The following is an 18,371-nucleotide window of genomic DNA, read 5'->3' as shown; positions in this document are numbered from 1 at the left end:
CGACGTGAACGCACGGGCGCGCACACACATGGTGGGGTGCGCATCCGACTACGAGGCTAGTCACCGGCGGGCGCCGCAGGGACTGGTCGACCGGAGAGGTGGACCTGGCCGAACGGTCAGACGGTGGGGCGAATCCCGGCCTCGCTGCCCAGCGCCGCCGCCTCCGCGCGGGTCGCGACGTCCAGCTTGCGCAGTACGCCCGCGACGTGGAATTTCACGGTGCTCTCGCTGACCCCGAGCCGTTCGGCGATCGCGCGGTTGCGGCGGCCGGCGACCAGATGGCCCAGGACTTCGAGTTCGCGGGGGCCGAGGTCGGTGAGGGCGTGATGGGTGGTCGGCGCGGTCGGGGCCTGCAGCGGCAGGGTCGCGACGACGCGCGAGCCCCAGCCCGCCGTGGATTCGATTGCGACTGTGCCCGACAGTGTTTCGACGCGTGGTCGTAGCTGCTGGTCGAGGTCGGCGGCGTCGGCGAGGCCGCGGCCGTCGTCGCGGATGTCGACGACCAGCTCCCCTTCCGGGCAGGTCCAGGCGACGCGGATGCGGGTGACGTCGGGCCGCCCGCACAGCGCGAGCACAGCGCCGCGGACGACGGCCCGTGCGGCGTGCGCCACCTCGCCGGGCACCGCGCGTCCGGCCGCCGCGGGTTCGACGAGGTCCAGTTCGAGGTCGCGGTGCCGCAGCAGTCCGCGCAGTTCACCGCGCAGTCGCGCGAAGGCGGTCACCACGGACTCCTCGGCGAATTCGCGGTGCGTGTCGACTGCGGTGCGCAGTCCGATCAACGCGGCCGACGCGGTCTCGCGGGCCGCGGACCGGGCACGGGTGTCGTCGAGGTCTCCAGAACGCAGCGTCGACAGCAGCGTCTCGAGCGTCGTCGCGTGGACCTCGGTGAGCTCGGCGATGGTGCGCGCCCGCTCGGCGGATGCGGCACGGGACTCCGCGAGGTACGCCGGACTCGCGCCCTGCACCTGCAACTGGATGCCGGTAGCGACGATCCCGAACATCGACCGGACGGTGTCCAACGGGAGTGACCGCGACGTCGATCCCGCCGGAACGACCACGAGCAGGGTGTCGGTGTGGTCCAGAATCGCGTACACCTCACGCGGACGACCGGCGATCGCGGCGCGCCCGCGGAAGATCTGGCCGTGGGCGAGATCGGATCGGAGCGAATCCAGTTCGGCGATCGTCACGCGGTCGACGATGTCCGCGTCGCCCGCGACCTTGCGGGGCCGGCCCGTGCACTCGCGCGTGAAGATCACCAACGCGGTGTGCGGGACGGTGTCGGCGAGGAGAGCCGAGAAGCGCCGGCCGATGTCGGACAGTCGCCCCACGAGGACGTCGCGCAGTCCGTCCAGAAGCACCTCGGGTCCCGCGTCGTTCACGAGGTCACGATATCGGTACGACGACACGGCGGGTGGGTCGCCGTCGGTGATCTCGCCGGCGGCACCCGCCGTTCGCCGAACGCGTCGACCGGTTCCGCCCTTTCCTGTCGCGAGGCCGGGGCTGCGCTCGATCAGTCCAGCGCTTCGACACTGGACCGGTCGCTGGAGGGCGGCGTGTCGGGGTCGTCGACGGCGTCGACGGCGCCGCCTCGCCCCCGGTTCTCGTCGAGGATTCCGACCAAAGGTGCTGTCGGACGGAACTGTTCGAGCCGAAACCGCTTCCGTGGACGATCGCGGGGCATGTACCAGTACACGAATCCGGCCAGCGCGGCCATGCAGGCGAGGGTGATCACGGTGCTCATGACGGCCAGTCTGGCGAGCAAGTAGCCTTGAGATAAATGGCCAGAATCCGAATACTGGACCGCATGATGATGCATGCGATGGGAGCACGGGCGGTGTCGCGCGACCTCGGTGGGTGGCGAGACGACGCCGGGCGCCGCCCCGCGTACCGGGCGCTGGCCGACGGAATCCGCCTGCTCGTCCACGACGGCCGAATCCCGCTGGGCGCGGCACTGCCCGGCGAGCGGGAACTCGCGGCGGAGCTGAGCGTCAGCCGAACCACGGTCACGACCGCGTACTCGGTGCTGCGGGAGGAGGGCTTCCTGTCCAGTCGGCAGGGATCGCGCAGCACGGTCACGATTCCCGCGACGTCGCGCGGGCGCGGACACGTCACGGCTCCCCGGAGGGCGCCCTCGGCCGGCGACGTCGTCGACCTCAGCTACGCGGCGATGGTCGCGCCGGTCGTCGAGGTGCAGGACGCGTACGGTGCTGCACTGCAAGCACTCCCGCCGTTCCTCGACACGCACGGCATGGAACCGCACGGCATCGCGGTGCTGCGGGAGGCGATCGCCGAGCGATACCGGGCGCGTGGGCTCGAGACGTCGGCGGCGCAGATCATGGTCACCTCCGGCGCCCAGCATGCGCTCCGGTTGCTCCTCGGGGTCCTTGCGGCGCCCGGCGAGCGGGTACTCGTCGACCACCCGACCTACCCCAACGCACTCGCGGCGATCCGCCGCGTGGGTGGACGGCCGGTTCCCGTGCCGGTGCGGCCCGAAGGGGGTGCGTCGCGTGCCTGGGATTTGGGTGGGATTCGCAGTGCGGCACGGCAGACCGCGGCCCGGATGGCGTACCTCATTCCGGACTTCCACAATCCGACGGGGCTGTGCCTGGACGAGTCGGGACGCGCCGAACTGGCGCGCATCGCACGCGACACCCGGATGACGCTCGTGGTCGACGAGACGATGGTCGACCTGTGGCTCGACGCACCGCCGCCGGCCCCGGTCGCTTCCCACGCGCGGGGCATCACCGACGCGGACGTCGTGACGATCGGCTCGGTGTCGAAGTCGCACTGGGGAGGTCTGCGCATCGGCTGGATCCGGGCCGATCCGGAGCTGATCACCCGTCTCGTCGGCTCCCGGTCCGCCAGCGACCTCGGGACCCCGGTGATGGACCAGTTGGCCGCTGTGCACCTGCTGAATGCCGGTGACGAACCGGTCGAGGAACGCCGTGCGCTGCTGCGCGCCCAGCGGTCCGTGCTGCTCGACGAGTTGTCCGCGCGGCTACCGGACTGGGTGCCCACCGTCGGGACCGGTGGCATGTCGCTGTGGCTGAAGATGCCGGCGCCGGTGTCGACGGCGCTGGCGGCGACCGCCCCCAGTCACGGTGTGGTGCTCGCGGCCGGCCCGCGGTTCGGCATCGAGGGGGCGTTCGAGCGGTACCTCCGGCTGCCGTATGCGCGGCCCGTGGACGAGCTGCGGCGGGCGGTCGCCGGAGTCGCCGCGGCGTACGACGCGCTCGGCGTCACCGTCGAACCGGCCCTCGTGGTGTAGGCGGCTGCGCCGCCCGTGCGCCTTTGCGGTGGCGGCAACCACCGCAAAGGCGCACGGGGCGCGGAGCGCCTAACGCCAGAGGGTGTCGACGTCGGTCGCGGTGTGCGCGGGCGGCTCGGGCGTCGCGGTGGGGGTGCGCGAGAAGCGCGGTGCCGGGGCGTGCTGCGGGACGCCCTCGAGCTCGATGATGCCGCCGCGGGCCGCGATGTGCGGGTCGTGCGGCGCCTCGGCGAACGTCAGGACGGGGGTGGTGCACGCGTCGGTGCCGTCGAAGATCTTGGTCCACTCGTCCCGCGTCTTGCTCAGGAACCGATCGGTGAGGATCTGGCGCAGCTCGGACCAGCGGGAGGCGTCATGCTGGCCGGGCAGCTCGGCCGGGTCGAGTTCGAGTCCCTTCAACAGTTCGGCGTAGAACTGGGGCTCGATCGCGCCGACCGCCATGTACTTGCCGTCGGACGTCTCGTAGGTGTCGTAGTAGGGCGCGCCGCCGTCGAGCATGTTCACGCCGCGCACGTCCGACCACATGCCGCTGCGACGGAAGTTCCAGATGATGTGCGACAGCGCGAGCGTGCCGTCGACCATCGCGGCGTCCACCACCTGGCCCCGGCCCGACGACTGCCGCTCGACGAGGGCCGCGAGCAGGCCGAACAGCAGGAACATCGATCCGCCGCCGAAGTCGCCGACCATGTTCAGCGGGGGCACCGGGCGCTCGCCCTTGCGGCCGATCGCGTGCAGCACGCCGGTCAGCGAGATGTAGTTGATGTCGTGGCCGGCGGAATGCGCGAGCGGCCCCTCCTGGCCCCACCCGGTCATGCGGCCGTACACCACGCGCGGGCAGCGCTCGAGGACGACGTCGGGGCCCAGGCCCATGCGTTCCATGACACCGGGGCGGAAGCCCTCGATGAGGATGTCGGCGCGGCCGAGCAGGTCGAGGATCTTCTCGACGTCGTCGGGACTCTTCAGGTCGGCCTCGACGATCCGCCGGTCGCGTGCGGTCTGGTCGCCCACCTTGCCCTCCGGCGGGATCTGTCCCGCGCGCTGGACCCGGACCACGTCCGCGCCCAGGTCGGCGAGCAGGGTCGCGGCGTGCGGGCCCGGTCCGATCCCGGCGAACTCGACGACACGGATACCCGCCAGCGGGCCCTTCCGTGCGGCACCTGCATCAGTCACGCTGTTTCCTCCTGGATGGTCGACCTCCGTTTCTGTGACGGTAACCCCTCCGGGCGCCCCGGTGTGGCCCGGGTCACGAGGAACCGACCACTTGTCTCGGACGGCGATCGGGGGGCACAGTGGATTGCATGGCCTTCCCCGGAGAACTCGTCGCGTTCCTGGCCAGCACCGATCTGGACGTGTCGTCGATGTTCTACGTCGACACCCTCGGCCTGGCGGTCACCGAGCGGACACCGTTCGCGCTCGTCGTCGACGGCGGGGGAGGCACCGAACTGAGGATCACGCTCGTCCAGTCGAAGGTCGACACCGGCTACACGGTGCTGGGCTGGCGTACGAAGGACCTGTCCGCCATGGTCGACGAGCTGCGTGGCAAGGGCGTGGAGTTCTTGCGCTACCAGGGGATGGACCAGGACGAGCACGCCGCGTGGACGGCGCCCGACGGCACCCGCGTCGCGTGGTTCCACGATCCGCACGGCAACGTGCTGTCGCTGCACCAGCCGCCGAGCTGAGCTGATGGGATTCGTCGACACGGGCGGGGCGCGCCTGCACTACGAGGTGTCCGGCGAGGGTGAACCGCTGGTCCTGCTCCACGGAAACAGTGAGAACCTCGGGTACTTCGCCGCCCAGGTGCCGGCCTTCGCCGAGCGCTACCGGGTGATCGCGCTCGACACCCGCGCGCACGGGGAGTCGACGCGCGGTGACGGACCGCTCGACTTCGCCCGTCTTGCCGACGACGTGTGCGCGGTGCTCGACGCGCTCGACGTCGACAGCGCCCACGTCCTCGGCTACAGCGACGGCGGCAACACAGCGCTGACGTTGGCGCTGCGCCGACCCGAGCGGGTGAGGTCGCTGATCGTCAACGGCGCCAACCTCGATCCCGGCGGGCTCGGTTGGAAGTTCCGGATCCCGGTCACTCTCGCGTGGCTCGTCGGCGCACCGTTCGCACTGGTGTCGGAGGCGCTCGCGCGCAAGCGGGAACTGCTCGGGCTCATGGTGCTGCACCCACACATTCCGCCCGCCGACCTGGCCGCGATCACGGTCCCGACGGTCGTGGTCGTGGGCGAGCACGACCCGATCCCGCGTCGGCACACCGAACTGATCGCCCGCTCCGTGCCCGGCGCGGAGCTCACGATCGTCCCGGACGCGGGGCATGCGTGTGCCGCGGAGCGCCCCGACGTCTTCAACGCCGTCGTGCTCGACTTCCTGGCCCGTGCGGAGACGCGCAGCTAGAGGAGCTGCGCCGACGCGAAGCCCGCGAGCAGCACCGCGAACGCCCCGATCTCGCCGACCACGAGTGCGATCATCGACACACGCAGCACCGCGTTCGGACGTTCGAACTGGTTCGTGGTGTCGCGCCGAGCGCCATGCACGATGTAGCTGCCGATGGCGACCACGAAGAAGAACACCAGGATCCCCGCGCACGTCGCGTTCACCGGGGTGGGCCAGTCGCTCAACTCGACGAACACCGAAACGAGAAGCGCCGCAAACGAGTACATCAACGCGGACCGGTGCGCGATGTCCACGTAGGGGTGCGCGAGATGATCGGGCGACGTCCGCATGCCGTGGTACTTCCACGCCCCGAGCACCAGGGCGAGCAGGAAGATCAGTCCGGCGGCGAGCAGGGTCAGGCGAGTGTCGATCCCCAGGGCCATCGTGACAGTATGCCGATCGGCGACCGCATATAGTCCGACGCATGCGCCCCGAGACTTCCGCAGACGTCCCTTCCCGGATCGGTACCCCCCTGAGCCCGAGCGCCACCCGCGTGATGCTGCTGGGCTCCGGCGAACTGGGCAAGGAGGTGATCATCGCGCTGCAGCGCCTCGGTGTCGAGGTGGTCGCGGTCGATCGCTACGCCGACGCCCCGGGACATCAGGTGGCCCACCGTGCGCACACCATCGACATGGGTGACCGCGAGCAGTTGCTGCGCCTGATCGAGGACGAGCGGCCGCACTTCGTGGTGCCCGAGATCGAGGCCATCGCCACCGAGGCGCTGGCCGAGGTCGAGGAGCGCGGTCTCGCCGTCGTCATCCCGACCGCGCGCGCGACGCAGCTGACGATGAACCGCGAGGGCATCCGCCGCCTCGCCGCCGAGGAACTGGGGCTGCCGACGTCGCCGTACGCGTTCGCCGACTCCCTCGACGAGGTCCGGGCCGCGGCCGAACGCATCGGGTTCCCGTGCGTCATCAAGCCGGTGATGTCGTCGTCCGGCAAGGGGCAGTCCGTGGCCCGCAGCGCCGACGACCTCGAAAAGTCTTGGGATTATGCGCTTTCCGGTGGTCGGGTGAACAAGGGGCGGGTGATCGTCGAGGGCTTCGTCGACTTCGACTACGAGATCACCCAGCTCACCGTCCGCGCCGTCGACGGCACGCACTTCTGCGAGCCGATCGGGCACCTGCAGGACGCCGGCGACTACATCGAGTCGTGGCAGCCGCAGCCGATGAGCCCGGCCGCGCTCGCCGCGGCCCGTGAGGTCGCCGAGAAGGTCACCACCGCGCTCGGTGGCCGCGGCATCTTCGGCGTCGAACTGTTCGTCAAGGGCGACGACGTGTACTTCTCCGAGGTCAGCCCCCGCCCGCACGACACCGGCCTGGTGACGCTGCGCTCGCAGCGGTTCTCGGAGTTCGAACTGCACGCCCGCGCGATCCTCGGCCTGCCCGTCGACACCACGCTCGCCGCACCGGGTGCATCCGCGGTGATCTACGGCGGCGTCGAGTCCGTCGGCGTCGCGTTCGAGGGCGTCGCCGACGCCCTGGCGGTGCCAGAGACCGACCTGCGCCTGTTCGGCAAGCCCGAGGCGTTCACCCGCCGTCGCATGGGTGTCGCGGTGTCCACCGGGCCGGACGTCGAGACCGCGCGCGAACGGGCCCGCGAGGCCGCCTCGCGGGTGCGCGTCGTCGTTCCGGAGTGAGCACCGGCGCCCTGGTCCTGCTCGGCCTGCTGATGCTGGTCGGGCTGGTCGGCATCGTGGTGCCGATCCTGCCCGGCACGCTGCTGATCGCCGGGGCGCTGCTGGTGTGGGCGATCCTCGACGCCACGGCCACCGGGTGGGTGGTGTTCGCGGTGGCCACGCTGCTGCTCGTGGCCTCGGGGGTCGTCAAGTACACCTGGCCGGGCCGGCGGATACGCGACGCTGGCGTCCCGAACCGGTCCATCGTGTTCGGTGGCCTGGTGGGGATCGTCGGCTTCTTCGTCGTCCCCGTCATCGGTCTCTTCCTCGGGTTCCTGCTCGGCACGTACGTCGCCGAGGCCGCGCGGCACCGCACCCACCGCGACGCGTGGGCCTCGACCGTGCACGCCACCAAGGCCGTCGGGCTGTCGATCCTCGTCGAACTGTTCGGGGCGCTGCTCGCCGTCGGGCTGTGGCTGGGAGCGGTGCTGTTCGCCTGACGGCCCGGTGGTGGCGCGTTACATGTCCAGTTCGCGAGCGAGCAGCGCGGCCTGGACCCGCGACGCCAGTCCGAGCTTGGACAGCACCCGCGACACGTGCGTCTTGACCGTGGGCGCTCCCACCCCCAGCGTCCGGGACAACTCGGCGTTGGACAGGCCCTGCCCCAACAGGCGCAGCACTTCCAGCTCCCGCTCGGTCAGTTCGGCGAGCGCCGTCGGTCGGGTGCGGCGCGCGGGGGCGCGAACGAACTGGTCGATCAACGCGGACGCGGCGCTGGGAGCGAGCACGGACTCGCCGGCCGCGACCGTGCGCACCGCCGAGGTCAGTTCGCCCGCGGACGCGGTCTTCACGAGAAACCCCGCCGCGCCGGCACGCAGCGCACCGAACACGTACTCGTCGAGGTCGAACGTGGTGAGTACAACGACCCGGCTGTCGGTGGTAGCGGTGATCTCCCGCGTCGCGGTGATGCCGTCCATGCCGGGCATGCGCACGTCCATCAAGACGACGTCCGGTCGATGGGTTCGGGCAAGTGTCACCGCCGATGTCCCCGAATCTGCTTCGGCCACCACGTCGATGTCGGGTTGGCCGTCGAGGATCATCGCGAGCCCGGCACGGATGGCTGCGTGGTCGTCCGCCAGCACTACCCGGATGGGCGCTCCGCTCCGCTCGTTCACTCGGCCGCTCTTCGCTCGAGCGGAAGGACGGAATCGACGATCCAGCCGTCCCGGGTGGCGCCGGCGTGGAGTCGGCCACCGAGGAGTAGGGCACGTTCTGTCATGTTGCGCAGGCCCTGGCTGCCGGATGCGGGCGAGGATGCGGTGCTCGGGCCGCGCCGGATCGGATTGTGCACGCGCAGTCGCACGGCGTCGGAGTCCTGCTGGATCGTGAGCGAGATCTGTTGACCAGGGGCATGTTTGACCGCATTGGTGATCGACTCCTGCACTATTCGGTAGGCGGCGTGGTCCACGACACTGGTCAGCGTGTCGGGATTCGTGGCGACGTGCGCGTCGACCGCGCTTCCGGCGGCGCGCGCACCGGCGATCAAGGAGTCGAGATCGCTCAGACGTGGTGGGGCGCCGCGGTCGTCCGGATCGGACTCGGCGCGGAGCAGGTCGATCATCGAGCGCATCTCGTCCAGCGCGGCCACACTGCCTGCCCGGATGGCGGTCAGAACGTTGTCGAGAGCCGGGTCGGTCGGTGTGGCCCGCCGTGACAGCGCGGCCTCCGACTGGATCGCGATCGCCGAGAGGTGACTCGCGATCACATCGTGCAGATCTCGAGCCATACGATTGCGTTCGTGGGCCACGGCGGCTGCCCGATCTGCTTCCGCGAGCGCCCGCACCGTCTCTGCCCGTTCCCGTTCGGCGGCCGCGACCTCCTGATGCCGACGGATCGCGAGCGCCCACCACACGGGCGTCGCGAAGAACAGCGCGAGGACGATCCCGGCCGTGGCAGCCGCTCGAATGTCCTTCCACGCGAGGTAGGCGGCGGCCGTCAGGACGACGGCCGCCGCCCCGGTGGAGTAGCAGACCGCCCGGCTGACACGGGGCCGCCCGTAGAGCACCGCGGCGTACACGAGGTCCGAGAGGACCAGCCACACCGGGAGAGTGGGATCGAGCGCGAGATCGATGGCGGCCAGCACCGCCCCCGCGGTCAGGGCGGACGCTGGATACGTCCGACGGAAGGTATCCGCGGCGGCGATCGCGACGAGCAATGCGACCCGTACACCTGTGGGAGTGGAACTCGGCCCGGCTCCGAGTTGGAAGACGCCGACGGCATACAGCACCAGTCCGATGACAAGCATCCCGCCTGCGAACAGGACGTCCTCCCAGCGGCGGGAACGGCCGGTGCACACGCGTCGACGCCACCACAGGCCGCCGCGCGTCTTCATCGGATGCCCCATCGCTCCATCACATCACAGCAGTGCGCCGGGCCCGTCATACCAAGTGATGACGTCGCTGCCGCCCGAAGGTGGATGTGTCGGGTCCATGGGCGCCAGCAGGATTCACGGCATGAAGTTACGGCTTGCGGCAGTGTTCGGAGTGCTCCTCGTCGTCGCGGGGGCAACATTGTGGTTGTTCGCGCGTGACACCGAGTTCTTCTGGTTCCGAGGCGGACCGCTCGGCGTCGTGCTCGTCGTGGTCGGGATGATCGACGTCGTCGGCGCGTGGAGGTCCGAGGGCAGTGACCGTTGACGTGAGTGTGGCGCTGCTCGCGTCGTTGGCGGGCCTGGCGCTCGTGGACAGCACGAGCATCGGAACGCTGGTGCTGCCGGTATGGATGCTGCTCGCGCCCGGACGCCCGCCCGTCGGACGCATCGTCCGCTACCTGGTCGCGATCGCCGCGTTCTACCTCATCGTCGGCGCGGGCCTGCTGGCTACGGCGCGCGCAGGTCTCGACGTCGGCGCCGGGATGCTGGATTTCCCCGCGGCAAAGGTGGTCCAGTTGGCCGCGGGAGGAGCGTTGTTTGCGCTGAGCTTCCGTTTCGACTCGAAGAAGCGCCGCGAACGCGGCCAGCCGAGCCGGGTCGTTCGCTGGCGTGATCGTGCCCTCTCCGGGGGCAGGTCAGGCGGTGTCACCACGTTGGCGCTCTCCGCGGGAATTCTCGAACTGGTGACGATGGTCCCCTACCTTGCCGCAATCGCGCTGCTCATCTCGGTGGGCGCGCCCACCGCCGTGTCGATTCCGTTGCTCGCTGTCTACTGCCTGGTGATGGTCCTCCCCGCCGTCGCCCTGCTGGGGCTGCGGATGCTGGTCGGGCGGCGGGCCGACGGCGTCCTGAACCGGATCGACGAGTTCTTCACCCGCAACGCGGACAGCGCAGTGGGGTGGGCGCTGAGCATCGCGGGCTTCCTGCTGGCAGCGGACGCCGCGAGTGCGCTGTTCGCGCTGTGATCCCGCTCAGGCCGGACAGCGGTACCACTCGCGCGCGTTGCCGCCGAGGACGGCCTCGAGGTCGTCCCCGACGGCGTCGGCGATGATGTCGACGTCCGCAGCCTCGAACGCGCGGCGGGCGCGGGTGCCGGGCAGATCGGTGCCGAACATGAGCGCCTTCGGGTTGACGGCGTGGATCTGGCGGACGACGTCGCCGACGTCGTCGATCGACGTGCGCCCGAAGCCGGTGGCCTTCACCTTGGCGCCGCGGTCGACGAGGTTGAGCAGGTACCGCAGCCCGCGCGTCGACATCCCGAGGTGGTCGATGCTGACGGCCGGCAGCTTCGCGAACACCGGTTCGAGCGACAGCAGCAGCGTCGCGTCCACGTAGAACTCGGCGTGCCAGCCCACCAGCTCGTGGGCGCGCAGCGCCTGCGTCGTCAGGATCCGCACATCGGTGGCGCTGCGCCGCAGGTTGAACCGCATCCCGCGCACCCCGGCCCGGTCCAGCGCGAGGATGTCCTCGTCGGTGGCGTCCGGGTCGAGGTGGGTGACGCCCACCCAGCCCTCGCCGAGTTCCTTCAGCGCGGCCAGCAGTTGGGGTCGGCCGAGGGCACCCTGGTACGACGCGGTCACCACGGCCCCGCCGTCCACCCCGAACCCCGCCATGCGGGCGCGGTAGTCGGTGATCGTGAACGGATCGGGCAGGTAGCCGTTGTTCTCCACCAGCGGGAACCGCGGGTCGATGATGTGCACGTGCGCGTCAAACACGTGTTCATCATGCCCCGCGAAAAGCTGAAAGGTCCCTTCATTGAACTGCTCCCCGGAAGTTGGACTGAGAAATTCGGTTCCGATGTCCGGGGAGCAGTTTTATGCGTGCACGAAGTTCACTGTCCGAGGATCAGCGGGTGGTGGCTGTAGCGTTGTTCGAGGTCGGTGTGGGTGACCGCACGGTCGCGACGAGGTTGGGCGTGGGTCGGCCAGCCGTCAGACGGTTGTATGACCGGTGGCGGGTTCGCGGAAGAGGAGTTCTGGTGGCCAAACCTCGGGACAGACGGTCGTTCTCGTTCGAGTTGAAACTCGACGTAGTGCGCCGCGCTATCGCCGGCGAGGCGAAGGTCGACCTCGCCCGCGAGTTCGACCTGTCCTCGCCGAAACTGATCGAGACGTGGGTGCGCAAGTACCGCAACGAGGGCGAGGACGGGCTGCGCCCGAAGCGGGCCGGGCGTCCCCCGAAACCCGCCGATCCCGGGCCGGACGAGGTCAGTGAGCTCGAGCAGCTGCGCCGCGAGAACGAGGTGCTGCGGGCGCAGGTCGCCTACCTGGGAAAATTACGGGCCTTGAGGGCGCAACAACGACGGTGAAGGTCGCTGCCGTCGTCTCCCTCAAGGCCGAACACCGCATCGATGTGCTGCTCGAGGCCACCGGGGTGGCCCGGTCGACGTTCTTCTATCACCAGGCGCGTCTGCGGGCACCGGACCCGAACGCCGAGTTGAAGGCCGCGATCACCGAGGCGTTCGTGCGCAGCCGCGGCCGCTACGGGCACCGTCGCATCCACCACGCACTGACCCGTGCCGGCTGGCGGGTGGCGAAGAAGACGGTGCTGACGCTGATGCGCACGCTCGGGCTGGCCTGCCGGGTCCGACGCAAGCGCAAGTACGTCGCCTATCAGGGCCAGGTCGGCACGATCGCGGCGAACCTGCTCGACCGCGACTTCACCGCCGACGCCCCGAACCGCAAGTGGGTCACCGACGTGACCGAGTTCCGCATCGGCGACGACAAGCTGTATCTGTCACCGGTCATGGACCTGTTCGACCGGCAGATCGTCGCCCACTCGATCGGCCCGTCACCGACGCTGCAACTGACCAACAGTTCGCTGCAAGCCGCGCTCGCGACCCTCGACGACGGGCAGGCCCCGCTCGTGCACTCGGATCAGGGATTCCAGTACCAGCACTCGTCCTGGCGACGGCTGCTCGCTGAAGCCGCTGCGACCCAATCGATGTCGCGCAAGGCCAACTGCTACGACAACGCCGTGATGGAGAACTTCTTCGGCCACCTCAAAGCCGAGCTCTTCGACCACACCCGATACCCCGACACCGAGGCGCTGACCACCGCGATCGACGACTACATCGACTGGTACAACACCGAACGGATCTCCACAAAACTCGAGGGCCTGAGCCCGGTGCAATACCGGACCCAGGCCCTCGCGGCTTAGGCTCCCACTTAGCCAGTCCAACAATCGGGGACCAGTTCACATACGCTGACAGCGCACGAAGGGACCCTTCAGCTGGAGGCCCGGAAGATCAGGCCTTGTGCGGCTCGCTGGCGCGGAGCATGTCTTCGCGCTCGACGACCTTGATGCGCTCGCGGCCCTCGGGCTCGCCGAGGGAACGCTCGTGGGCGTCGAGGCGGTACCAGCCCTGCCACGTGGTGTACGGGACACCCTTGCCCTCGAGGAACTCGATGACCGCGTCCTCGCCCGGCTCGGCGGCGCCCGCGAAGTTCGGGGCGTCCTCGAGCAGGCACGCGATGGTCTCGTTGGCGTCGCCCTTGGTGTGGCCGATCAGGCCGACCGGGCCGCGCTTGATCCAGCCGGTGACGTAGGTGGCGTCCATGTGCTTGCCGCTCTCGTCGAGGACACGTCCGGCCTCGTTGGGCACGGTGCCGGCCTGGTCGTCGAACGGGATCGACGGAATGTTCTGCGACAGGTAGCCGACAGCGCGGTAGACGGCCTGGACGTCCCAGTCGTTGAACTTGCCGGTGCCGCGGACGTTGCCGGTGCCGTCCAGCTCGGTGCGCTCGGTGCGCAGGCCGACGACCTTGCCGTCCTCGCCGAGCACCTCGTGGGGGGATTCGAAGAAGTGCAGGAACAGCTTGTGCGGGCGATCGCCCTGGTCGCGGATGGCCCAGTCCTGCAGGGTGTTCGCGACCATGTCGACCTGCTTGGAGCTGCGGCGCGCGATCTCGGAGCCCTCGTCGTAGTCGATGTCCTCGGGGTCGACGATGACCTCGATGGTGGGGGAGTGGTCCAGCTCGCGCAGCTCGAGCGGCGTGAACTTGGCCTGCGCGGGACCGCGGCGGCCGAACACGTGCACCTCGACGGCCTTGTTGTTCTTGAGGCCCTCGTAGACGTTCGCGGGGATCTCGGTGGGCAGCAGCTCGTCGCCGGTCTTGGCGAGCACGCGGGCGATGTCGAGCGCGACGTTGCCGACGCCCAGCACGGCCACCTTCTCCGCCTCGAGCGGCCACGTGCGCGGCACGTCCGGGTGGCCGTCGTACCAGGAGACGAAGTCCGCGGCGCCGTAGCTGCCGTCGAGATCGATGCCCGGGATGTTCAGGGCGCGGTCGGCATTGGCGCCGGTGGAGAAGATCACCGCGTCGTAGAAGCGGCGCAGGTCCTCGAGGGTGATGTCGGTGCCGTAGTCGATGTTGCCGAGCAGGCGGACGGCATCCTTGTCGAGGACCTTGTGCAGCGCGGTGATGATGCCCTTGATGCGCGGGTGGTCCGGTGCGACGCCGTACCGGATCAGGCCGAACGGTGCCGGCATCCGCTCGAACAGGTCGATGCTCACCTCGGTGTCGGACTTCATGAGCGCATCGGCGGCGTAGATACCGGCCGGGCCGGCGCCGACGATGGCCACGCGCAGTGGACGAGTCTGGTCAGTCATCTGAGGCGAACTACCTTTTCGATTGGACGGACGTGCATGTGCTTGTGTGACAGCGTACGTGCGGACCGGGGTCGAACTGAGCCCTACCTAACATCCGGTCGTGGCCCGGCTGTCGCGGGTGGCGGATTCCGCAGGGATACCGCGTCCCTGCCTTCATGCTAGAACCCGCGCTGCGGCGGCACCGCCGAGTCGAGGTGTGAGCTACCCCTGGGTACCACGCTCTCGTTTGGGGGGTCACAAACACGGTTTGTGCCTTCGGCTGTTCGGGACCCGGTCGAGGCCGACCCGCACGTACAGGAGAAAATCGCAGGTATGACCGACCAGCACGAACCCGTCGAAGACCCTTCGCGCACGACGATGAAGCCGTTCCTCCTCGCCGTGTCAATAGTCGCGATCGTGATGATCGGAATTATCGTCTCGGCGCTGGTCTCCCCGGCCGACGAGAACCGGACCGAGGCCGATCGGCTGAACGCGTCGGCCACCGACTTCGTCCGCGCGGCCAACAACGACGATGCCGAGGGCGTCGACCGGATGGTGTGCGACACCTTCGCCGACGACCGCTCGCCGCTCGCCGGCCGCGAGGGGGAGGTGACGGTCGAGGAGGTATCGAACGCCCAGGTCAACGGTAACAACGCCACCGCGGATGTGCGCATCAACGCGAACGACGGCAAGGGTGCGACGTCGTCGACGTGGCAGTTCGTCCAGGGCGACGACCGCTGGATCGTCTGCAACTGACGCGAACCGACGCGCCTGACGCGCCCGGGTTGCCCGGATCTCGCCTTTCCGGCCATCCACGTGCTACGCCCCTTCGCCCGCTGTGGAAAGCTGGAGCGGTGAGCTACGCAGGAGACATTACGCCGCAGCAAGCCTGGGAGCTGCTGCGCGAGCATCCGGACGCCGTGCTCGTGGATGTGCGGACCGACGCGGAATGGCGATATGTCGGTGTCCCCGACACGTCGTCGATCGACCGCCGGACCGTGCTCATCGAATGGGTGAGCTACCCCACGGGTGCACGCAACGAGTCCTTCGTCGACCAGCTCGTCGAGGCCGGCATCGTCGGTGGCGCCCAGGATGGAACTGTCGGCACCGCCGACGCGCGACCGGTGATCTTCCTGTGTCGCTCCGGCCAGCGCTCGATCGGGGCGGCCGAGGCCGCGACCGCCGCAGGCATCGGACCGTCCTACAACGTGCTCGACGGGTTCGAGGGCGCCCTCGGCGGCGACGGACGCCGCGGCACGTCGGGCTGGCGGGCCGTGGGCCTGCCCTGGACGCAGTCGTGAGCGCCATCCCGCAGGGCGGGGCCTTCCGTAAGCAGCTTCCCGCGTCCGCCCGCCCGGCCACGCTGGGCGTCCGCGGCGGCACGCTGCGCTCCGGCTTCGAGGAGACGTCCGAGGCGATCTACCTCAACTCGGGCTTCGTCTACGAGTCCGCGGAGGCCGCCGAGCAGGCGTTCACCGGCGAGGTCGACCACTTCGTCTACTCCCGCTACGGCAATCCCACCGTCAAGATGTTCGAGGAGCGGTTGCGGCTGCTCGACGGCGCCGAGGGCTGCTACGCCACCGCGTCCGGCATGTCCGCGGTGTTCACCGCCCTCGGCGCGCTGCTCGGCCAGGGCGACCGCCTGGTCGCCGCGCGCAGCCTGTTCGGTTCGTGCTTCGTGGTGTGCAACGAGATCCTGCCGCGCTGGGGCGTCGAGACCGTGTTCGTCGACGGTGAGGACCTCGACCAGTGGGAGCAGGCGCTGTCGGTGCCGACCACGGCCGTGTTCTTCGAGACCCCGTCCAACCCGATGCAGACCCTCGTCGACGTCCGCAAGGTGTCCGAGATGGCGCACGCGGCCGGCGCGAAGGTGGTGCTCGACAACGTCTTTGCCACCCCGCTGCTGCAGCGCAGCCTCGACCTCGGTGCCGACGTGATCGTCTACTCGGGCACCAAGCACATCGACGGGCAGGGCCGCGTCCTCGGCGGCGCGATCCTGGGCCCCAAGGACTACATCGACGGGCCGGTGCAGCAGCTGATCCGGCACACCGGTCCGGCGCTGAGCCCGTTCAACGCGCACACCCTGCTCAAGGGTCTCGAGACGATGCCGCTGCGCGTGCGTCACTCGGTGGACAGCGCGCTGCGGATCGCGCAGTTCCTCGAGGCCGATCCGTCGGTGCGCTGGGTCAAGTACCCGTACCTCGAGTCGCATCCGCAGCACGAACTGGCGAAGTCGCAGATGAGTGGTGGCGGCACCGTCGTCACGTTCGAGCTGGACTCGGCCGACGGTGAGGGCAAGAAGCGCGCCTTCGAGCTGCTGAACAAGCTGCAGGTCGTCGACATCTCCAACAACCTCGGCGACTCGAAGTCGCTCATCACGCACCCGGCCACCACCACGCACCGCGCGATGGGCCCGGAGGGGCGCGCCGCGATCGGCCTGTCCGACGGCGTCGTGCGCCTGTCGGTGGGCCTGGAGGATCCGGAGGACCTGCTCGAGGATCTGGCGCAGGCGCTGCGCTGACGCTCACGGGAGGGGTTGCGCCATCGACGTAGCACTGCTGGGCACCGGCAGCGCCGACGGATGGCCCAACCCCTTCTGCGTGTGCGCCTCGTGCCGCGCCGCCGCCGCACGCGGTGAGATCCGCGGTCAGACAGCCGCGCTGGTGGACGACGTGCTCCTCCTCGACTGCGGCCCGGAGGTCCCGCGGGCGGCCGTCCGCGCCGGGCGTCCCCTCGACGGCGTCCGGCACATCCTCTTCACCCATGCCCACCCCGACCACGTGGGCCCCGCGGCGCTGCTCTTCCGTGCCTGGGTGCAGCGCGAGCGGCCGCTCGACGTGATCGGCCCGCCCGAGGCCCTCGACCTGTGCCGCGACTGGGTGGGCCCCGACGACCCGGTGCGGTTCGTCCCGGTGGCCGCCGGTGACCGGATTGCCTTGAGCGGTTACACGATCCGTGTGCTCGAGGCGGCGCACACCGCGATCCGGGACGGCGACAGCGTGCTCTACGACATCTGCGCGTCCGACGGCGGAAGGCTGCTGTGGGCCACCGACACCGGTCCGCTGCCGTCGTCCACGCTCGACGCCGTCCGGGGTGCCCGCTACGACGCGGTGTTTCTCGAGGAGACGTTCGGTACCCGCACCGATCTCGGTGCCGGACACCACGACCTGACCACCTTTCCGCGCACCCTCGCCGCACTGCGCGACGGCGGTGCGATCATCGAGACCACCGACGTCGTCGCGGTGCACCTGAGCCACTACAACCCGCCGACGTCCGAACTCGCGGAGCGCCTGCGGCCGTGGGGCGCGCGGGTCGTCGACGACGGCGCGGTGGTGCGGGTCGGGGAAGCCGTGCCGCGCCGAGGGGCGTCGTCGCGCACCCTCGTCCTCGGCGGCGCCCGAGCCGGCAAGTCGACGTACGCCGAGGCCCTGCTGGCCGCCGAACCGCGCGTCACCTACCTCGCGACGGGCGGGGTGCAGGAGGGGGACCGGGAGTGGGCCGAACGGGTCGCGCTGCACCGCGCGCGGCGCCCATCGGGGTGGACCACCGTCGAGACCACCGACGCCGCGGCGGCGCTGGCGGACGCGCGCGAACCCGTGCTGCTGGACTGCCTCGGCACGTGGCTCACCGGCCGCCTCGACCACCACGGGGTGTGGAGCGGCGGCGACTGGGCCGCGGTCGACGCCGACATCGCCGATCTCGTCGCGGCGTGGCGATCCGCGCGTGTGCCGGTGGTGGCGGTGAGCAACGAGGTGGGCAGCGGGGTGGTGCCGCCGACGGCGGCGGGCCGGCGCTTCCGCGACCTGCTGGGGCGGGTGAACTCCGCGGTCGCGGCCGAGTGCGAGTCCGTCATGCTGGTGGTGGCCGGGGTGCCGACGCCGCTGCGGTCGTACTGATCGCCCATTCCTGCCGACCTCGCGCGGAATCCCGCGCGCACACTCGAGGAATGGGAGCTGAGGCCGATTCCCCGCACGCCCGGACCACGCGGCCTAGCCTTGCAGTCGGGACCACTCCGACGGCACGC

The 18,371-nt window shown here is 70.1% G+C and carries 21 protein-coding genes and 1 pseudogene; 14 read left to right on the top strand and 8 right to left on the bottom strand.

Features of this window, described 5'->3' with window-relative positions; translation table 11 throughout:
* Positions 1–116 precede the first annotated feature (116 nt).
* Positions 117–1,379: a helix-turn-helix transcriptional regulator gene (locus tag ABTV10_RS21105; RefSeq protein WP_499030059.1), complete on the bottom strand. Its 1,263-nt coding sequence runs from the start codon at positions 1,377–1,379 to the stop codon at positions 117–119.
* A 131-nt stretch (positions 1,380–1,510) separates the two neighbouring features.
* Complete coding sequence (locus ABTV10_RS21100; protein ID WP_499030056.1) at positions 1,511–1,741, bottom strand: hypothetical protein; 231 nt, start codon at positions 1,739–1,741, stop codon at positions 1,511–1,513.
* A 36-nt stretch (positions 1,742–1,777) separates the two neighbouring features.
* On the opposite strand from ABTV10_RS21100, the gene yczR reads away from it, so the two are divergent.
* Positions 1,778–3,268, top strand: coding sequence for a MocR-like transcription factor YczR (gene yczR, locus ABTV10_RS21095; RefSeq protein WP_499030054.1), 1,491 nt, complete (start codon positions 1,778–1,780; stop codon positions 3,266–3,268).
* A gap of 69 nt (positions 3,269–3,337) precedes the next feature.
* Here the strand turns inward: yczR and ABTV10_RS21090 are convergent, their stop codons facing one another.
* On the bottom strand, positions 3,338–4,438 hold the full coding sequence (locus ABTV10_RS21090) for a CaiB/BaiF CoA transferase family protein (RefSeq protein WP_433607205.1): 1,101 nt from the start codon (positions 4,436–4,438) through the stop codon (positions 3,338–3,340).
* A 128-nt stretch (positions 4,439–4,566) separates the two neighbouring features.
* Here ABTV10_RS21090 and ABTV10_RS21085 point away from each other — a divergent pair, with 128 nt between their 5' ends.
* Both ABTV10_RS21085 and ABTV10_RS21080 read left to right on the top strand, forming a co-directional pair.
* Positions 4,567–4,947, top strand: a complete 381-nt coding sequence (locus ABTV10_RS21085) for a VOC family protein (protein ID WP_433607203.1) — start codon at positions 4,567–4,569, stop codon at positions 4,945–4,947.
* Between the two features lie 4 nt (positions 4,948–4,951).
* Positions 4,952–5,668 (top strand): alpha/beta fold hydrolase, encoded by a 717-nt coding sequence (locus ABTV10_RS21080; RefSeq protein ID WP_499030051.1) that lies wholly within the window; start codon positions 4,952–4,954, stop codon positions 5,666–5,668.
* Here the strand turns inward: ABTV10_RS21080 and ABTV10_RS21075 are convergent.
* Positions 5,665–6,090, bottom strand: a complete 426-nt coding sequence (locus ABTV10_RS21075) for a hypothetical protein (RefSeq protein WP_499030049.1) — start codon at positions 6,088–6,090, stop codon at positions 5,665–5,667. The two genes, ABTV10_RS21080 and ABTV10_RS21075, sit on opposite strands and share 4 nt — an antisense overlap.
* 41 nt (positions 6,091–6,131) lie before the next feature.
* Here ABTV10_RS21075 and purT point away from each other — a divergent pair, with 41 nt between their 5' ends.
* Together purT and ABTV10_RS21065 are read left to right on the top strand one after the other, a co-directional pair.
* Positions 6,132–7,346 carry a formate-dependent phosphoribosylglycinamide formyltransferase gene (gene purT / locus ABTV10_RS21070; RefSeq protein WP_499030047.1) on the top strand — a complete coding sequence of 405 codons (1,215 nt, stop codon included), beginning with the start codon at positions 6,132–6,134 and terminating at the stop codon, positions 7,344–7,346.
* The gene (locus ABTV10_RS21065) at positions 7,343–7,825 is read left to right on the top strand and encodes a DUF456 domain-containing protein (protein WP_499030044.1); all 483 of its coding nucleotides are present in this window, start codon (positions 7,343–7,345) and stop codon (positions 7,823–7,825) included. The genes purT and ABTV10_RS21065 overlap by 4 nt, the downstream gene beginning before the upstream one ends.
* 18 nt (positions 7,826–7,843) lie before the next feature.
* Here ABTV10_RS21065 and ABTV10_RS21060 read toward each other — a convergent pair whose 3' ends face one another.
* Both ABTV10_RS21060 and ABTV10_RS21055 read right to left on the bottom strand, forming a co-directional pair.
* Positions 7,844–8,500, bottom strand: coding sequence for a response regulator (locus tag ABTV10_RS21060; RefSeq protein ID WP_499030041.1), 657 nt, complete (start codon positions 8,498–8,500; stop codon positions 7,844–7,846).
* The gene (locus ABTV10_RS21055; RefSeq protein WP_499030039.1) at positions 8,497–9,729 is read right to left on the bottom strand and encodes a sensor histidine kinase; all 1,233 of its coding nucleotides are present in this window, start codon (positions 9,727–9,729) and stop codon (positions 8,497–8,499) included. Before ABTV10_RS21055 ends, ABTV10_RS21060 begins: the two co-directional genes overlap by 4 nt.
* Before the next feature lie 109 nt (positions 9,730–9,838).
* On the opposite strand from ABTV10_RS21055, the gene ABTV10_RS21050 reads away from it, so the two are divergent.
* Both ABTV10_RS21050 and ABTV10_RS21045 read left to right on the top strand, forming a co-directional pair.
* Positions 9,839–10,021: a hypothetical protein gene (locus ABTV10_RS21050; RefSeq protein ID WP_499030037.1), complete on the top strand. Its 183-nt coding sequence runs from the start codon at positions 9,839–9,841 to the stop codon at positions 10,019–10,021.
* Positions 10,011–10,721 (top strand): GAP family protein, encoded by a 711-nt coding sequence (locus ABTV10_RS21045; RefSeq protein WP_499030035.1) that lies wholly within the window; start codon positions 10,011–10,013, stop codon positions 10,719–10,721. Before ABTV10_RS21050 ends, ABTV10_RS21045 begins: the two co-directional genes overlap by 11 nt.
* Before the next feature lie 6 nt (positions 10,722–10,727).
* Here ABTV10_RS21045 and ABTV10_RS21040 read toward each other — a convergent pair whose 3' ends face one another.
* Complete coding sequence (locus ABTV10_RS21040; RefSeq protein ID WP_499030032.1) at positions 10,728–11,471, bottom strand: amidohydrolase family protein; 744 nt, start codon at positions 11,469–11,471, stop codon at positions 10,728–10,730.
* Between the two features lie 101 nt (positions 11,472–11,572).
* Between ABTV10_RS21040 and ABTV10_RS21035 the strand changes: the two are divergent.
* The 3 genes and pseudogenes from ABTV10_RS21035 to ABTV10_RS21025 all read left to right on the top strand — a co-directional run.
* Positions 11,573–11,701: pseudogene (locus ABTV10_RS21035) on the top strand (hypothetical protein); the annotation flags it as partial.
* A 33-nt stretch (positions 11,702–11,734) separates the two neighbouring features.
* Entirely contained in the window at positions 11,735–12,064 is a 330-nt protein-coding gene (locus ABTV10_RS21030) for a transposase (RefSeq protein ID WP_499035126.1), read from the top strand.
* Positions 12,061–12,915: an IS3 family transposase gene (locus ABTV10_RS21025; RefSeq protein ID WP_499028888.1), complete on the top strand. Its 855-nt coding sequence runs from the start codon at positions 12,061–12,063 to the stop codon at positions 12,913–12,915. Before ABTV10_RS21030 ends, ABTV10_RS21025 begins: the two co-directional genes overlap by 4 nt.
* A gap of 88 nt (positions 12,916–13,003) precedes the next feature.
* Here the strand turns inward: ABTV10_RS21025 and ABTV10_RS21020 are convergent, their stop codons facing one another.
* Positions 13,004–14,368, bottom strand: a complete 1,365-nt coding sequence (locus ABTV10_RS21020; protein ID WP_499030030.1) for an FAD-dependent oxidoreductase — start codon at positions 14,366–14,368, stop codon at positions 13,004–13,006.
* A 312-nt stretch (positions 14,369–14,680) separates the two neighbouring features.
* On the opposite strand from ABTV10_RS21020, the gene ABTV10_RS21015 reads away from it, so the two are divergent.
* The 4 genes from ABTV10_RS21015 to ABTV10_RS21000 all read left to right on the top strand — a co-directional run bounded on the left by ABTV10_RS21015 (position 14,681) and on the right by ABTV10_RS21000 (position 18,243).
* Positions 14,681–15,103, top strand: coding sequence for an Rv0361 family membrane protein (locus tag ABTV10_RS21015; protein WP_499030028.1), 423 nt, complete (start codon positions 14,681–14,683; stop codon positions 15,101–15,103).
* 98 nt (positions 15,104–15,201) lie between these two features.
* On the top strand, positions 15,202–15,648 hold the full coding sequence (locus tag ABTV10_RS21010) for a rhodanese-like domain-containing protein (RefSeq protein WP_433607183.1): 447 nt from the start codon (positions 15,202–15,204) through the stop codon (positions 15,646–15,648).
* Positions 15,645–16,868, top strand: a complete 1,224-nt coding sequence (locus ABTV10_RS21005; protein WP_499030026.1) for an O-succinylhomoserine sulfhydrylase — start codon at positions 15,645–15,647, stop codon at positions 16,866–16,868. The genes ABTV10_RS21010 and ABTV10_RS21005 overlap by 4 nt, the downstream gene beginning before the upstream one ends.
* A gap of 79 nt (positions 16,869–16,947) precedes the next feature.
* Positions 16,948–18,243: a bifunctional adenosylcobinamide kinase/adenosylcobinamide-phosphate guanylyltransferase gene (locus ABTV10_RS21000; protein ID WP_499030024.1), complete on the top strand. Its 1,296-nt coding sequence runs from the start codon at positions 16,948–16,950 to the stop codon at positions 18,241–18,243.
* Positions 18,244–18,371 lie beyond the last annotated feature (128 nt).

This window comes from Paraburkholderia sp. RHO2, assembly GCF_050955445.1.
Taxonomy (GTDB): Bacteria; Actinomycetota; Actinomycetes; order Mycobacteriales; family Mycobacteriaceae; genus Prescottella; species Prescottella agglutinans_A.
Note: the sequence above shows the minus strand (reverse complement) of the source record. Positions and strands in the feature narration are given on the sequence as shown.

Coding starts and splice junctions, on each gene's coding strand:
- ABTV10_RS21080 (WP_499030051.1), top strand. CDS start 4,952: ATGGGATTCGTCGACACGGGCGGGGCGCGCCTGCACTACGAGGTGTCC.
- ABTV10_RS21015 (WP_499030028.1), top strand. CDS start 14,681: ATGACCGACCAGCACGAACCCGTCGAAGACCCTTCGCGCACGACGATG.
- ABTV10_RS21020 (WP_499030030.1), bottom strand. CDS start 14,368: ATGACTGACCAGACTCGTCCACTGCGCGTGGCCATCGTCGGCGCCGGC.
- ABTV10_RS21050 (WP_499030037.1), top strand. CDS start 9,839: ATGAAGTTACGGCTTGCGGCAGTGTTCGGAGTGCTCCTCGTCGTCGCG.
- ABTV10_RS21055 (WP_499030039.1), bottom strand. CDS start 9,729: ATGGGGCATCCGATGAAGACGCGCGGCGGCCTGTGGTGGCGTCGACGC.
- yczR (WP_499030054.1), top strand. CDS start 1,778: ATGGCCAGAATCCGAATACTGGACCGCATGATGATGCATGCGATGGGA.
- ABTV10_RS21085 (WP_433607203.1), top strand. CDS start 4,567: ATGGCCTTCCCCGGAGAACTCGTCGCGTTCCTGGCCAGCACCGATCTG.
- purT (WP_499030047.1), top strand. CDS start 6,132: ATGCGCCCCGAGACTTCCGCAGACGTCCCTTCCCGGATCGGTACCCCC.
- ABTV10_RS21100 (WP_499030056.1), bottom strand. CDS start 1,741: ATGAGCACCGTGATCACCCTCGCCTGCATGGCCGCGCTGGCCGGATTC.
- ABTV10_RS21075 (WP_499030049.1), bottom strand. CDS start 6,090: ATGGCCCTGGGGATCGACACTCGCCTGACCCTGCTCGCCGCCGGACTG.